This window comes from Paenibacillus qinlingensis, assembly GCF_031455095.1.
In the GTDB taxonomy this organism is placed as follows: Bacteria; Bacillota; Bacilli; order Paenibacillales; family NBRC-103111; genus Paenibacillus_E; species Paenibacillus_E qinlingensis_A.
The window spans coordinates 1,075,801-1,090,383 of sequence record NZ_JAVDSB010000001.1 but is presented as its reverse complement, the minus strand read 5'-3'; the positions used below and the strand labels follow the sequence as shown (position 1 = coordinate 1,090,383).

Sequence of the window (14,583 nt, the reverse complement as noted above, 5' to 3'; positions counted from 1 at the left end):
CTTGTACGTACAAGTTGGCTACCCTTATTTATTTTTAGTTACCTGATACGAATTGTGGAGTCTCTGACGATTAATTCTGGCTTGTACACTTTTCCCGTTTCACTGCCGCTAACCCGTTTATTCTCAATCATATCAATTAAAATAGCAGCTGCATCGCTGCCTAACTCCGTTTTCGGGTGAGAAAGAGAGGTCAATTTCACCTCTGTAGCGGTAGCAAGATTGGAGTCATCAAATCCAACTAGTGAGACGTCTTGTGGTACCTGCAAGCCAATTGTACGTACAGCTTCCAAAAGATGAATAGCAAGCTCATCATTATAGCAAACGAAGGCCGTTGGACGTTCTTCAACTTCAATGTGCTCCAGCATAGCAATCGCGCTGTTATATGGCTTTAATCGCTTTTCCTCCGTCGTATAATGAATTACATACTCTGGCAGCAATGGAATCTGATAGTGATGATGCGCACGAATAAAGCCTTTTAAGCGATTCACACCTTGTCCATCATCCGTTTTAAAAAAGCCCGCTAACCGTCGATGCCCAAGCTCTATCAGGTGTTCTGCCGCCTTAAAGCCTCCCTCTTCATCATCCACGATCAAAGAAGGACAGTTCATCTCCGGATATCGTTCGTTAATCATCAGATACGGAATATGCTGGTAGTCCAAAGACAAATAATAGCTAAGATTCGGATTGCCTTCCGCGCTCTTCGTCGGCTCAATAATAAGTCCACTTAGCGGCTGACTCATCATCATATCTAAGCTTTCCCGCTCTTTTGCCTTATCGTTATCCGTAGAAGAGAGCAGCAATCTATAACCTCTTGCACGCAAGGTCGCCTCTGCCCCCCGCACAATATGCGGAAAAATATAATCTGAGATGTAGGTCGTCAGAATGCCGATTGTTTGTACATCGCGCGACTTTTGAGATTGCGGGACGGAAACAAAGGTACCCTTACCTTGCATTCGGTAGAGCCGTCCTTCTTTCTCTAACTCGCCAAATGTCTGCCTTACCGTCTGTCGACTCATTTGAAATTGTTCGGCAATTTCATTTTCCGAGGGCATTTGATCATTGGGTTTGAGCCTTCCCGTATGTAACCAGGATAAAATTTCCTGTTTTAATTGTTGATATTTCGGTAATTGCTTTTCTTTCATGCTTCACCTCAAGGCTTCGATTGTGAACGTATTATACCATCCGTCCAACTTGTATGTACATATTTGTATGAACGACATGGACAAGAGAAATGGCTGCTACTCACCAATTTTACTCATCAATAATTTAATTTTGCTCTCTGTATCCGATCCAATGGACGGTGTGTACACACTGCATCTCAAATCCGTACGTCCTTGCACCTGCAAAGTTGTTAGGTCAAACAACATTTTCCCGACCTTGGCATGTCGGAATTCAATGAAAACTTCAGGTGCCGTGCTGACATCGCTCTCATTCCACAATGCACGAAAATCCTTGCTGCGCTCACTTATTTCCTCAATGAATTCGCTATACCAATTATCCCCCACGTATTGTCCGTAATAGGAACGAAACATGGCCAAAAATCCTTTTGCAAAGTCGCTCCAATTAACCGCGAGTGCTTTCAGTTCTTTCCGTGTAAAAAGCAACCATATCATATTGCGCTCCCCCTCAGGAAGTTGAGCAAAATCAAGAAAAACAGCCGCAGCCGCTTGGTTCCAGCCAACAATATGGCATCTTCGATCAGAAACAATCGTAGGACAATCGTGAAGTTCAGTCAAAATCCGATTCAGCGCCGGACTAATCGTCGGTATATTATCTATAAAAGTTGTTGGCGCAGGTTGCTCAAGGGCTAGCATGAACAAATACTGACGCTCATCCTCATTGAGCTGTAAAGCCAGTGCAATGCGATCTAACACTTGTACGGACATCTTAATATCACGCCCCTGTTCTAACCAGGTGTACCAAGTCGTACTTACGCCAGCGATCGTGGCGACTTCTTCTCGACGTAATCCCGGCGTTCGTCGCCTGCTGCCACCAATCAACCCAACTTCTTGCGGCTGAATACGTGACCGATGTGCCACTAAGAAATTGGTTAATTCCTGAAGCCTCTCCTTTGTGTTCATGCCAAGTTTCCTCCTCAGCCTATTATCATAGAAGCCATTATACCAGTATAAACGGTAACTTGTAATAGGATACACAGTATGACATTCTATGTAAAAAGGAGGACGACGCGATGAAACGTGTAGTTATTACAGGTATGGGAGTCATTACACCAATAGGAAATAAGGTAGATACGTTCTGGGGGAGTTTGACGAAGGGGCAATCTGGCATTTCAAAAATAGAGCATTTCGACACATCCGATTACAAAACGAACTTCGCTGGCGTCGTTCATGATTTCGATGCCGAGGCTGCTGTAGGTCGGCGCGAGGTGCGCCGCATGGATCGGTACTGCCAATTCGCCGTAGCGGCAGCCAAACAAGCTATTGACGATGCAGGACTTGTGATTGACGCTTCCAATGAGGAGCGTGTTGGCGTCTATATCGGTTCTGGCATTGGCGGTATTCAAACCATCTTGGACAACTATCGCACGCTGCTGTCCAGAGGGCCAAGCCGAGTCAGTCCAACCGTTGTTCCGATGATGATTGCCAATATGGCGGCAGCACAAGTTAGTATCTTATATGGTGCGAAAGGACCTTCCTTAGCACCAGTTACTGCATGCGCTACGGGCAACAACGCGATTGGCGAGGCTTTTAAGCTCATCCAGCGCGGAGGCGCAGATGCCGTGATTGCCGGCGGCGCTGAAGCGACGGTCACCGACCTCGCGCTCGCCGGCTTCGGCAATGCAACCGCGTTGTCGACGCGCTGTGACGCGCCGGAGCAGGCGAGTCGCCCGTTCGATGCGCAGCGCGACGGTTTCGTCGCCGCCGAAGGCGCCGGCGTGCTTGTATTGGAGTCGCTCGAGCATGCGGAGCGACGTGGGGCCCGGATCCATGCCGAGATCGTCGGCTATGGATCCACCTCGGACGCCTACCACATCGTGGCGACCGATCCTGAAGGCTCGGGAGCTTACCGAGCCATGCGCGAAGCGCTGGTTGATGCGGGGATCGACGCATCGGAGATCAGCACCATCAACGCTCACGCGACAAGTACCATCGCGGGTGACCTCTCGGAGACGCTGGCGATCAAGCGTCTACTTGGACGCAGCGCTTACGACGTGCCGATCAGCGCGAACAAATCAATGATCGGCCACATGCTAGGCGCCGCCGGTGGTGTCGAGGCCGTCGCCCTGATCAAAACCTTACAGGACGGCCTCATCCCCCCCACCATCAACTTGGACAATCCAGATCCACAGTGTGATTTAGATTACGTGCCCCATGTAGCGCGGCGTGCGGAGCTTCAGTATGGACTCTCGAGCTCATTTGGCTTTGGCGGGCATAATGCAGTGTTGATTTTGAAGAAGTTTGGGTAAACAGCAGGGACAGCCCAGCGTATTACTTTTCCACAAAGTATAAAATGACAAATTTCAATTAATGTCAGTTGTAAGTTGTTATCGTGCTTTATGGAGAATCCCAATACACTTACCGGAAGTCCAGCACTTCACTTTCCATGAAGTAGAAAAATGACAAATTTCAATTTTTGTCAGTTGTAATTTGTCATCGTGCTATATGGAGAATCGTAATACACTTACCGGAGGTACTCTAGATCACTTTTCTGCAAAGTGTGTAATGACATTTTTCAATTAATGTCAGTTGTAATTTGTCATCCTACTATAAGGAGAATCGTCATACACTTACCCGAGGTACTCTAGATCATATTCCGCAAAGTGTATAATGACATTTTTCAATTAATGTCAGTTGTAATTTGTCATCGTGCTATATGGAGAATCGTAATACACTTGCCCGAGGTACTCTAGATCACTTTTCTGCAAAGTGTGTAATGACATTTTTCAATTAATGTCAGTTGTAATTTGTCATCGTGCTTTATGCAGAATCGTCATACACTTACCGGAAGTCCAGCACTTCACTTTTCCATGAAGTAGAAAATGACAAATTTCAATTTTTGTCAGTTGTAATTTGTCATCGTGCTATATGGAGAATCGTAATACACTTGCCCGAGGTACTCTAAATCACTTTTCTGCAAAGTGTGTAATGACATTTTTCAATTAATGTCAGTTGTAATTTGTCAGTTGACTATTGTCTGCTTCAAGTTGGAACTTGCACGCACAACAAAAGAGGCTGTCCCATAAGCCATGATGGCAAGGGGCACCCTCTTCTTTTATTATTTAGTACTGTCTATTTCACTACTGTTTCACGCGCTGCGTTCACGAGCAGATCGAACCACTCATCTTCCTCAAGAAGTTCTTCTACTGCCTCGATGTCCTCTTCTTTGCCAGACTCACGTAAAAAGTGCAGTGCGTAGCTCCAATCGTTTTTGCCTTTGGTGCTTTGAAGTGTGATTTCATAGGGGTGCTCGTGGCCCTCTACTTTAAATTCAACATGCCCAAGGTAGCCATCTTCTTTGCTGTATTCCATAGTCGCTTTTAAAATTTCAATCATGTTCAACATCCTTTTCTAATGTTTGTATCCATGTCCAGATCGCGTTCATGGTGGTTTGTAAATTGGTTGCATTTTGCCATATGTATGGATTGTGATCTCTAAAATAATCAGCATGACTCCCGATAATCGGAAGCATGCGTTGGTGAATCGGCGCATGTTTTGCACGCTTCCAGCCGTGAATGCCAAGGCGTGTTCGACCCCAGCCTCCCCAAGTCCCGAGCCGCGATATCGGATCTCGAGATTGATTTTGCGGATTAGTAGCATGTATGTACAACACTTTATGCTTGAGTGTTGCTGGAATGGATGACCTTGGGGATCCAATTTGGATTACCCCTAGGATATCATAACCGAGACGTTCAAGCTCATCCGCAGCTAAAATCGAGGCAATGGCGCCAGCGCTATGCCCGATGAAAAGCAGTTTTTTTCCCTGTTCTTTCGTCGATAAGACGAACTGAAGCAAGCTTTTTCCACCATAAATGGATGACTTCCCATGGGCATTATGCCACATATCACGGATGATTTCCTGCAGCTGCCCCCGCTTCGAGCGATCCCAATGGCCATAAGGAAAGTGTACATACACGCGCACACACTTGCCAGTTTGCTCATATCGCGAAGCAAGTTTAGCTGCAAAGTCGTCTAGAAAATTAGATGCCGTTGCAAATCCAGCTGAAACGTATATCACGATATCTGCGGTATCAGCGTGAATGCTCATATCTTGCTTCGTTCCTTTCTCGGAATCATGCGTTTATGTTCTAGGTTTGGCACGATTCGTCGGAATCGCTGCCATTGGATCATCTGGCCAATAGTGCTTGGGATAACGGCCTTTGAGATCTTTTTTCACCTCGAAGTAGGCTTCGCGCCAAAAGCTCGCCAAATCTTTCGTCACCTGCATTGGCCTTTGTGCCGGTGATAACAAGTGCAAGGTTACTGGCACTCTCCCTTTGGCAATTCGCGGGGTATCTGCTAATCCAAACATTTCTTGCAAACGTACTGATAACGTTGGGGATTCCATATTGCTATAGTCAACCGGAATTCGCGAACCACTCGGGACTTGAATGTGGGTAGGGGCCCACTCGTCTAACGAACGGCGCTGCTCCCATGTTAGCATTCCCTCTAATAGGCTTGTCAAGTTAAGTCGGCTTATAGCCCCTTTGCTTTTTACGCCAAATAAATGTGGCCCAGCCCACTCTTCAAGGGTCGCAAGTAACGATTCATCGCGAAGGTCGGGCCAATTTTCTGTAAAACGGTGTAAAAATAGGCAACGTTCCTGAAGTTGACGTGCCGAGCGTGTCCAAGGCAGGACCTCTAAGGATTCCGACCTTATCCCTTCCAGTAAGGCTTGTAGGACCAGATCTGGATTAGGCTCCTGAAGCGGTTTATCTTTGAGTGTAATCGCACCCAACTGCCATCGTTCTCTAGCCTTGACGGAACCTACCTCTCGATCCCACTCTACAATCTGCTCCTTACGGATGCTAGCTTCAAAAGCAGTGAAAATCTCCTCCTCTTTCAGAGGAGCGGACAAATAGATCCGGCTCTCCATACCGCTATCGTCCAGCTCTGCTGCGACGATATACCGCTCATTTGAGAGCGGCTGCAGCTCCGGGAGCACAGCCCCGCGGCCGTTCGCGAGCGTAAACCGCCCCGCCGACCGCCGCTGCGCGACGCGGTCGGGGTAAGCGAAGGCGAGCAGCAAGCCGCTCGCCGCTGCATGGCTTACGCTCGGCCGTATGCCGAGCGACTGCATCAAGACCTTGGCCTCCGCCGCGATGCGGCGGCATAGGCCAAGGTCCACACCCTCGCGCGCGTCTCCTCGCAGCGCGCGCCAGAGCTCTTCGATGCGGCTGCGCACATCCGCATCCAGCCTAGCGGCGCGCATGAAATCGCGCTCGCTGAGCATCACCGCGAGCTCGCACGCCAGTGCGCCGAGCTCAAGCGGAATGGCTTGCAGCACCATGTGCGCAAGCCGGGGGTGCAAGCCTAACGCCGCGACACGCTTGCCGTGTGGCGTTAGGCTTCCGTTCTCGTGCAGCGCGTCTAGCTGCACGAGCAGTTCGCGCGCCTGCTGATAGGCAGCAGCAGGCGGTGGATCTAGCCAGACCAGCGCAGCGGGGTCTGGCGCGCCCCAGGCGGCAAGCTCCAGCGCCAGCGGAGCGAGATCTGCTTCGCGGATCTCGGGCGTAGAGCTCGGCGGGAGCTGCCGATGCTCGGTCTCGGTCCACAGGCGGTAACACACGCCTGGACCGAGACGCCCTGCCCGGCCTCTGCGCTGATCCGCAGAGGCTATCGATACCGGCACCGTCGTCAGACGGGTCATGCCGGTGCGGGGGGAGAATCGCGGCACACGCATGAGGCCGCTGTCGATCACAACCGTGATCCCTTCGACCGTTAAGCTGGTCTCCGCGATTGAAGTAGCAAGCACGACTTTGCGATGTCCAGGCGTGCGGACAGCGGTCAGAGCTTGGTCTTGATCCTCCAACGAGAGATTTGCATATAAAGGTGCTACATGCACAGTCTCTCCTAAACGTAATGCAGCAAGTCCGTTCGCAACCCGATGAATTTCTGCCGCTCCTGGAAGGAAAACAAGCACGCTTCCCGCATGCTCTCGCAATGCTTGCCCCACGCTTGCGATAACCGCATTCTCCATTCTCCCTGCAACTTTCTGTGAAAGATAGTGCGTCTCAATCGGAAAAGTTCGACCTTCACTCTCAATGATAGGCGCATGATCTAATAAGGACGAAATTTCTTTCGCTTCCAAAGTTGCGGACATCAGCAGAATTCTCAAATCTTCACGAAGCAGCATTTGTGATTGTCGCGATAAGGCAAGTCCGATGTCCGCGTGCAGGCTTCGCTCATGAAACTCATCGAAGATCACAATACCCACCCCCTCTAGGGCAGGATCATGCTGCAGCATGCGCGTTAGGACACCTTCTGTGATCACCTCAATACGCGTTTTGGGGCCAACGCGTGTCTCATTTTTCACCCGATATCCCACGGTCTGGCCGATTTCCTCACCTAGCAGCTTTGACATATACCGTGCAGCGGCGCGGGCTGCCAGTCTTCTTGGTTCCAGCATGAGAATTTTTTGTCCCTGAAGCCACTCGGCTTCCAGTAACGCTAACGGAACCTGTGTCGTTTTGCCCGCACCAGGCTGAGCGACAACAATCGCACAAGTTCGTTCTTTTAATGTCGTTATAATTTGCGGAAGTACTGCGGTAATAGGTAACACATTCATGGGGTTCACTCCGAGCTTACTTTCTAATTAATACGATTGCATAAATATCCAAGAATGGAAAGATCACGATTTGTTCAACTGTTTTCTGTTTGGAAACCTGTTCCTTCGCTTTTCAATCGTGTATACTAGAAGACAATCTAGTCACTAAAGGAGAAGTTTAACATGAATGTACATGAAGCGATTTCCAAACATTCGAATGCACAGCATCTGCATCTCGTGCGATTTGCTGAGCTAGATGCACAGCGAGAGCACGCCATTGATGCGGCTGTCGATTTGTGCAAACGCGGGCTGCCTTTTAACGTTGATTCGATCAACGCCATTACGGCCCAAATTATCGCCCATGCCCAAAAAGGTATTTCTCCACTCCGTTCCCTAGTTACTGAGGATATGGTCCGTGATTACGTAAACAAAGGGTAAGGAGATACATTTCCATGGGTGTACTAACTTTTATTTCAATGCTTATCATGGGGTCCGCCTTCAGCGCCGGATTCTTGCTCTTGTTTAAGCAAAAAATCGCATGGGGAATCACCTGCATTGGTCTCTCCATCGTGTGTTACATCGCATATGTTTACATTGCGAATTCTTATTTCGTTTAAAAGCAGTGCACGACAAGAACCGATCAGTTCACTGATTCGGTTCTTTTTCCTGCGCACGTCCTCATTTCCAACCTTGTTCGTCCAGCTTCTGAAAAAGCAGTTCAAAATAAGCCACAGGATGAGGTACAACATCCTTTAACGAAACGGGCAACTCTACGTCTACGTACTCGCCGTTCTCTCCTCTTTTAAAACCACTTGATGCAATTTGTACTCGATCACCACTAATCAGTTGTTTAAAATCAGATACAGTCACAGCGAAGAGTCCGCTCACCTCATCAGGCTGCAGGACATAGCTCCGCAGCGGTTGATCGCAGCGATAGATAAATACATGACAAAACTCACGATCCATCAGCTTGTCCGAAATCAGGTCCTCCTCCGCAAACATACCGCAGGGAATTAATTCTTCAAAAGCGACGGAGAGTCCTAACTCCTCCTCTAGCTCCCGAGTCCCCTCTTCAATGGTTTCACCTGCAGCAAGATGCCCTGCACTAGAAATATCCAATAAATCTGGGAATAGATCTTTGTCTGGGTGCCGTAACTGAAGCAGCAGCTTCGGCTCCTCCTCTTCCAAGCTGACAATCCAGCATTGGAAGGTCTGATGCCATAGCCCCTTGGCATGAACCTCAGAGCGAGGCGCCACGCCAAGCCAATTCTTTTTCGCATCAAACACATCAAAAAGCTCTTCCGACTTCTTCATTACAAATCCCCACTCCAATCAGGTTATCACTTGTCACGCATGTTAATGGAGGCCTATCTCCGTGTTAACTTCGTAACTTTCATTGCGTAAAGATCATCCTCTAGCACGGCCATACGATCTCTTACACCCTTAAGTGCATCCTCGATAGCTTGGTTATAAATAGGTGCCGCCAGCTGCTGAAGCATGTAATCAATCAATTGCTCTGCGGCAATTTGACCTACGGTTACCCCTAATTCCACATCCAAATGCTCCTGCAAATCGCTGATAAGCATGTCTTTTTCATCCTTGGGCAGCTTTAGAACTTTCATAGGTTCGCACTCCTATTTTTCAAATAATTGAAAATCGATCTCTTGGAAAGAGCTCACTTCTTTTAACCAGCGCTCAGCTACATATTGGGTATGTACAGGGTGAATATTATACGCGTCGTAAGCAGCTTGATTGGCAAAAACCATCGAAAACCCGTAATCATAATCTGCTTTCGGGCTCACTTGGCGAAGTACTTCAAATTGCTCAACACCAGGTATGGTAGTCAGCTCGTCTGCACTGAGATTAAGGAATTGCTCTGCATTCACGTTATTTTTACCAGCATGAAGCTTGAAAACCACCATATGTTTAATACTTGTCCCATTCATCCGTAACAACTCTCCTTTATTTTGCATCTTCGCTTATTATAACGGATTTTGGAGCTAGGAACTATATGGATGCCCGTTACTGCCTTCCTATGGATATGAAGGGAATAAAATCCTGTCGAGATGCGCACATTAGCGGAGTACTGTAAATTAGAAAAGAAGGAAGTGCTCCTATGGAAAACAAGAACCATGAAGGCAACTATACAGGAACAACGAATATGAATGCAGAGAATCAAGATATGGCTTTCGTCAATGATACATTGGAAAATGCACCAAGCACGAGTACTGTTAATCTGGCCAAAGACGATATTAGTGAGGAAAATGAAGAGCATCAGCTGAACCAAAAATAGTTGGCTTCATTCGTTAAGAGCAGTCATCTCGTTCCTTCTTAGGAGCCTGTGGCTGCTCTATTTTCGTTTTTTCGACTTATTTTCTTAATGATTCGAACTTGGCATCTCCCATCGCGTGCGCTACTATAGATGAAGGAAAATGGATTTGGGGAGGTTGTTACATTGGAACAAGTAATCGTTATTGGTGCTGGGCCATGCGGGTTATCTGCAGCTGTCGCCTTACAGCGCGCAGGTTTGTCGCCTTTACTTATAGAAAAAAGCTGCATCGTAAATGCCATCTATTTATATCCTACGTATTTGCAATTTTTCAGCACACCCGAGCTGCTCGAGATTGGCGGTTACTCTTTTACAACCCCACATGATAAACCTTACCGTCAAGAAGCGCTTGTTTACTATCGCGAAGTCGCTCGCCGAGAACAGCTGCGCATTCGTTCTTATGAAGAAGCCGTTCAAATTGAACAAACGGATACAGGCTTCAGGGTTCATACTTCTGATCAGTTTGGCAATAGAGCCACTTACGAAACGCATAAAGTTGTTGTCGCTACTGGCTATTTTGACCATCCAAACATGTTGGGCATTCCCGGAGAGGAACTCCCAAAAACGACTCATTATTACAAGGAAGCTCATCCTTATGCTGGAGCTAAAGTCGCGATTATCGGCGGCAACAATTCGGCTGTGGACGCTGCCATGGATTTACTCCGAGTTGGTGCAGAAGTGACTGTTGTCTATCGAGGGAAAGATTTCTCCGCGAATATTAAACCATGGGTCCGTCCGTTATTTGAGAGTATGGTGAAAAAAGGTCGTATCCTCATGTGGTTTGACTCTCAAGTTGAACGTATTGATGAACATGCTGTACATGTGCGAAAAGGAAACGAACACGTCACCATGGAGAATGACTTCGTTCTTGCCCTCACCGGCTTTCGTCCGGATCGTCAGCTTCTCACAGATATCGGCGTTCAGTTTCATGAAGAAACGAACGCACCTCTGGTCAATCCCGACACCATGGAAACGAACATTCCCGGTTTATATGTCGCTGGCGTAGTCGCTTCTTCCAAATATGATGCGAATGAGATTTTTATTGAAACTGGACGATTACACGGGCTTTCCATTACTAAACATATCGTTTCCGATTCCATTTCGGACCAGAACCATCAATCTTAGTGATTGGTGGTTTTCTTTGTTCATTAAAGTGAGTTATGTCTTAATTGGTGAGTGGATCGTAAGCGCTGGGAGTTCGTTCGATGGCGGAAAGGATGCGAAAATACATCTTTTTTCCGCAAATAGGAGCTACTATTTTGAATTCCTGCGATTATACAGGTATTTTCACCATCCGCATCTAAAATGGGCCAATTCTCGGCAAATTCCTGCACTTTTGCATCAATTCCTCTCTGGAGGCTTGGAAAGAGCTCAGAAAGATGTACTTTTGCAGGTTTTTCAGAATTAGCACGACTGGAAGGCCATGGACGGGAGCATTTGGTCCTGATCAAGTCTGGTCTGATCACGTCTGCCTAGTCTGATTCGATCTAATTTGATCCGTTACATTCTTTCTCGCTTTGTTATTCTATCTTCCTTCTGCCCTGGCCTGCCTCTGTCTGTCACTGTCTTTCCTTATCTTCCCTATCTGCTCGCATTAGTCTCAATCTACCACGGTTTGTTCCTCTCTGTTCCCTCTATCTCAATCTGCCTCGTTTCTCCCTGTCTGCTCCATCTGTCTCAATCTGACTCACTTTGTTCCCCTCTGTTCCCTCTATCCCTATCTGCCTTTGTCTGCCTCTACCTACACCGCTCTACTCCAGTCTCTCCCGATCTTTTACCCTACCAACCTACGAATCTATGAAAAATATTTCCTTTTTTCAAAGTTCCCCCTTCCATTACGAACACTTGTTTGCTATAATAAAAATAAGAACAAATGTTCCAATTAGATGAGGAGGTTGTTAACATGATGAACCCCAGTCACAATTTCCGTTTTATCGAGAGAGATTATTGGTACCAGAAGGCATTATGTGACACTGACCATCTGCTTCCCGAACAGATCGATGCTTTACTTGACGACGCTCATTCTTATTATGCCGACTACACGTTCAAGTTTTATAACGATGGATCGGTGACAATCATAGATAACGACACGAACAACCGCATTAAACCGAAAGAACTTACTGGCGCTGTCTATGATTTCTACATCCGCAAGCGGATTTATATGATTAAAGCCAATCTAATAGAGAAACAACTCCAACATGCCAATTGAAGCACAATAAGGCCATCTGATTCGGACAATTCGTCCTTCAGATGGCCTTATGTTTACCTACATTCTATTTCTTTACGTACTCACTCGCTTTTCGTTCACCTACATACTACTCGCCACGATAACAGAAACAAGTTTGTGTGTGATCATTTACCATACCCACAGCCTGCATGTAGGCATAGCAGATCGTTGAGCCTACGAATTTAAAACCTCGCTTCTTTAAATCCTTACTCATACGATCGGAGATGTCCGTTTTGGCGGGTAATTGACGACTGTCTTCCCATTTATTCTGAATCGGTTCTCCACCTACGAAGCTCCAGATGTACGAGTCAAATGTACCGAACTCTTGTTGTACTTTGAGGAACGCCTTAGCGTTCTGAACAACGGAAGCAACTTTCAAGCGATTGCGCACAATACCAGGATTTTGGAGTAAATCCTGCAACTTCGCATCATCGTAATTGACGATGACATGTGGATCAAAACCATCGAACGCTTGTCGGTAATTGTCCCGCTTCTTCAAAATCGTATACCAGCTTAAGCCAGCTTGTGCGCCTTCCAAATTTAACATCTCAAACAAGACACGATCATCATGGACGGGAACTCCCCATTCACGGTCATGGTAATCTTGATATAAAGGGTCTTCATTAACCCAACCGCATCGATTTGTCATGTTATTCTTTCACCTCATCCGAATATCGAACATGTGTTCTAATTTATTATAAATCGTAGGCGAACACTTGTCCAGTTGGATTTCGTGAAGACCTCATGACAACTGATAGAAACGATGCGTGTTATGGAGTAAAAGGGTCGCCGTTTCCAGCACCGATTTCCCTTTCAACTCTGCAATTTGCTCAATGACGGCGTGAATCATGCGCGGATGCGTTTCTTCACCTGCAAAAGGCCCCTCAAACGGCCAAGGCCCGTCGGTTTCAACCATTATAAGCTCCAACGGATATTCCCGAACAAGCGAGCGAATCTCTTCCTCATAATGCACATCTGGCGTAATCGAAATGAAATAACCAGCTTCAATCATACGTTCTATCGTTTTTTTTGATCCTTTGAACCAATGGAAATGTGCCCTCTTGATCTCACATTTTGCAAGTAAGTCACATACAAGCTCGGCATCTTCATACACCGCGTGGAGCACGACTGGCTTGTCCCACTCAGCAGCAAGACGCAAAAAACGTTCTAGCAGCAGGATATATGGTGCTAAGTCAAACGTGAGTCCTGCCATTTCGACTTCTTGTCGCGTGTAATACGGCAGCCCCACTTCACCAACTGCGATCATTTCGTTGCTATGTACACGCATCCACTCGAGTAATGTTTCAAGTTCGGTTTCCGAGGGTATTTCCTGCTCTGGATGAAAACCATATGCCGCAAAAATACGATCTGGCGCAAGAGTCTGCAATTGCTTCGTAGCTTGGCAGGATGTCAGATGTCTGGATACTGCGATCAAAGCTTGAACCTGTGAAGTATCCAGATCCGCAATGATAGCCCTAGAAGATGCTTCCGAATACATATCTAAATGAATATGTGCATCAATGGCCCGCATAGCTTGTTTTCTCCCGTCGCAAGAGTCCTTGAATATGTTGTCTTAAGGCTAAGAATGTAGGATCCTGTTGCACGTCTTCTCGTCTTGGTCGTGCAAATGGAACCTTCACCTCTTCCAAGATCGTAGCCGGTTTATTCGAAAACACATAGATCCGATCAGAGAGAAAGAGTGCTTCCTCGATACTATGAGTGACAAATAAAATGGAGCGTTTATTCTGCTCCCAAATGTTGATCAACCATGCCTGCATATCGAGTCGTGTTAAGGCATCTAACGAGCCAAAAGGCTCATCTAGGCACATGAGTTCTTGAGGACTTAACAACGCCCGCAGAAAGGAAACTCGCTGCTGCATGCCGCCTGAGAGCACATGAGGGAGCTCTCGTTCATAACCGCCTAAGCCAACTTTGGGCAGCCATTCTCTTGCTTTGGCGATCGCCGTGCTGCGTGATGCTCCTGCTACTTCATTCCCAAGCGCCACATTTTCCTCAATGGAGCGCCAAGGAAATAGTGCTGGTTGCTGCGGCATGTAGGAAATCAACCCTTTTTGGCCTGTCACGTTCTCGCCATCCAACCACACGTCTCCAGATGTCGGCTGAACGAGTCCGCCAATGATATGGAACAACGTACTCTTACCGCTGCCTGAGGGTCCTATAATGGAAACGAACTCCCCTTGATCGACATGCAGATCAATATCTGCGAGTACGGAAACGTTACTTTTTTTACTTCTGAACGCATGATGAATCCCAGTAAGCTTCAATTTGCTCATTGTTGCAG

Annotated in this window: 16 protein-coding genes; 5 read left to right on the top strand and 11 right to left on the bottom strand. The window is 47.1% G+C overall.

The window, feature by feature from the left end:
- Positions 1–38: 38 nt before the first annotated feature.
- Both J2736_RS04915 and J2736_RS04910 read right to left on the bottom strand, forming a co-directional pair.
- Positions 39–1,142 carry a GntR family transcriptional regulator gene (locus J2736_RS04915; protein WP_310224089.1) on the bottom strand — a complete coding sequence of 368 codons (1,104 nt, stop codon included), beginning with the start codon at positions 1,140–1,142 and terminating at the stop codon, positions 39–41.
- Between the two features lie 96 nt (positions 1,143–1,238).
- Positions 1,239–2,081, bottom strand: a complete 843-nt coding sequence (locus tag J2736_RS04910; protein WP_310224088.1) for a helix-turn-helix transcriptional regulator — start codon at positions 2,079–2,081, stop codon at positions 1,239–1,241.
- 110 nt (positions 2,082–2,191) lie between these two features.
- On the opposite strand from J2736_RS04910, the gene fabF reads away from it, so the two are divergent.
- Complete coding sequence (gene fabF / locus J2736_RS04905) at positions 2,192–3,427, top strand: beta-ketoacyl-ACP synthase II (RefSeq protein ID WP_310224087.1); 1,236 nt, start codon at positions 2,192–2,194, stop codon at positions 3,425–3,427.
- 823 nt (positions 3,428–4,250) lie between these two features.
- On the opposite strand, the gene J2736_RS04900 is transcribed toward fabF, so the two are convergent.
- From J2736_RS04900 to hrpB, 3 genes are read right to left on the bottom strand one after another with little or no spacing between them, the layout of a single operon-like run.
- On the bottom strand, positions 4,251–4,514 hold the full coding sequence (locus J2736_RS04900; protein WP_310224086.1) for a hypothetical protein: 264 nt from the start codon (positions 4,512–4,514) through the stop codon (positions 4,251–4,253).
- Positions 4,507–5,226: a vWA domain-containing protein gene (locus J2736_RS04895; protein WP_310224085.1), complete on the bottom strand. Its 720-nt coding sequence runs from the start codon at positions 5,224–5,226 to the stop codon at positions 4,507–4,509. The genes J2736_RS04900 and J2736_RS04895 overlap by 8 nt, the downstream gene beginning before the upstream one ends.
- A 33-nt stretch (positions 5,227–5,259) precedes the next feature.
- Positions 5,260–7,746: an ATP-dependent helicase HrpB gene (hrpB, locus tag J2736_RS04890; protein ID WP_310224084.1), complete on the bottom strand. Its 2,487-nt coding sequence runs from the start codon at positions 7,744–7,746 to the stop codon at positions 5,260–5,262.
- Between the two features lie 162 nt (positions 7,747–7,908).
- On the opposite strand from hrpB, the gene J2736_RS04885 reads away from it, so the two are divergent.
- Entirely contained in the window at positions 7,909–8,163 is a 255-nt protein-coding gene (locus J2736_RS04885; protein WP_310224083.1) for a YpbS family protein, read from the top strand.
- 240 nt (positions 8,164–8,403) lie between these two features.
- Here J2736_RS04885 and J2736_RS04880 read toward each other — a convergent pair whose 3' ends face one another.
- The 3 genes from J2736_RS04880 to J2736_RS04870 are packed head-to-tail and all read right to left on the bottom strand — an operon-like array spanning position 8,404 to position 9,671.
- Positions 8,404–9,039, bottom strand: a complete 636-nt coding sequence (locus tag J2736_RS04880; RefSeq protein WP_310224082.1) for an NUDIX hydrolase — start codon at positions 9,037–9,039, stop codon at positions 8,404–8,406.
- Between the two features lie 53 nt (positions 9,040–9,092).
- A complete protein-coding gene (locus J2736_RS04875; RefSeq protein ID WP_310224081.1) occupies positions 9,093–9,347 on the bottom strand; it encodes a DUF2164 domain-containing protein in 255 nt (84 codons plus the stop codon).
- Between the two features lie 12 nt (positions 9,348–9,359).
- Positions 9,360–9,671, bottom strand: a complete 312-nt coding sequence (locus tag J2736_RS04870) for a Dabb family protein (RefSeq protein ID WP_310224080.1) — start codon at positions 9,669–9,671, stop codon at positions 9,360–9,362.
- A gap of 170 nt (positions 9,672–9,841) precedes the next feature.
- Here J2736_RS04870 and J2736_RS04865 point away from each other — a divergent pair, with 170 nt between their 5' ends.
- From J2736_RS04865 to J2736_RS04855, 3 genes are all read left to right on the top strand, one after another.
- A complete protein-coding gene (locus J2736_RS04865) occupies positions 9,842–10,018 on the top strand; it encodes a hypothetical protein (protein ID WP_310224079.1) in 177 nt (58 codons plus the stop codon).
- A 162-nt stretch (positions 10,019–10,180) separates the two neighbouring features.
- Positions 10,181–11,179 (top strand): YpdA family putative bacillithiol disulfide reductase, encoded by a 999-nt coding sequence (locus J2736_RS04860; protein ID WP_310224077.1) that lies wholly within the window; start codon positions 10,181–10,183, stop codon positions 11,177–11,179.
- Between the two features lie 778 nt (positions 11,180–11,957).
- Positions 11,958–12,263, top strand: coding sequence for a hypothetical protein (locus J2736_RS04855; protein WP_310224075.1), 306 nt, complete (start codon positions 11,958–11,960; stop codon positions 12,261–12,263).
- 106 nt (positions 12,264–12,369) lie between these two features.
- On the opposite strand, the gene J2736_RS04850 is transcribed toward J2736_RS04855, so the two are convergent.
- The 3 genes from J2736_RS04850 to J2736_RS04840 all read right to left on the bottom strand — a co-directional run bounded on the left by J2736_RS04850 (position 12,370) and on the right by J2736_RS04840 (position 14,575).
- Positions 12,370–12,930, bottom strand: a complete 561-nt coding sequence (locus J2736_RS04850) for a DNA-3-methyladenine glycosylase I (protein ID WP_310224073.1) — start codon at positions 12,928–12,930, stop codon at positions 12,370–12,372.
- A gap of 93 nt (positions 12,931–13,023) precedes the next feature.
- A complete protein-coding gene (locus tag J2736_RS04845; RefSeq protein ID WP_310224071.1) occupies positions 13,024–13,812 on the bottom strand; it encodes a TatD family hydrolase in 789 nt (262 codons plus the stop codon).
- Positions 13,799–14,575: an ABC transporter ATP-binding protein gene (locus J2736_RS04840; RefSeq protein ID WP_310224069.1), complete on the bottom strand. Its 777-nt coding sequence runs from the start codon at positions 14,573–14,575 to the stop codon at positions 13,799–13,801. The genes J2736_RS04845 and J2736_RS04840 overlap by 14 nt, the downstream gene beginning before the upstream one ends.
- Positions 14,576–14,583 lie beyond the last annotated feature (8 nt).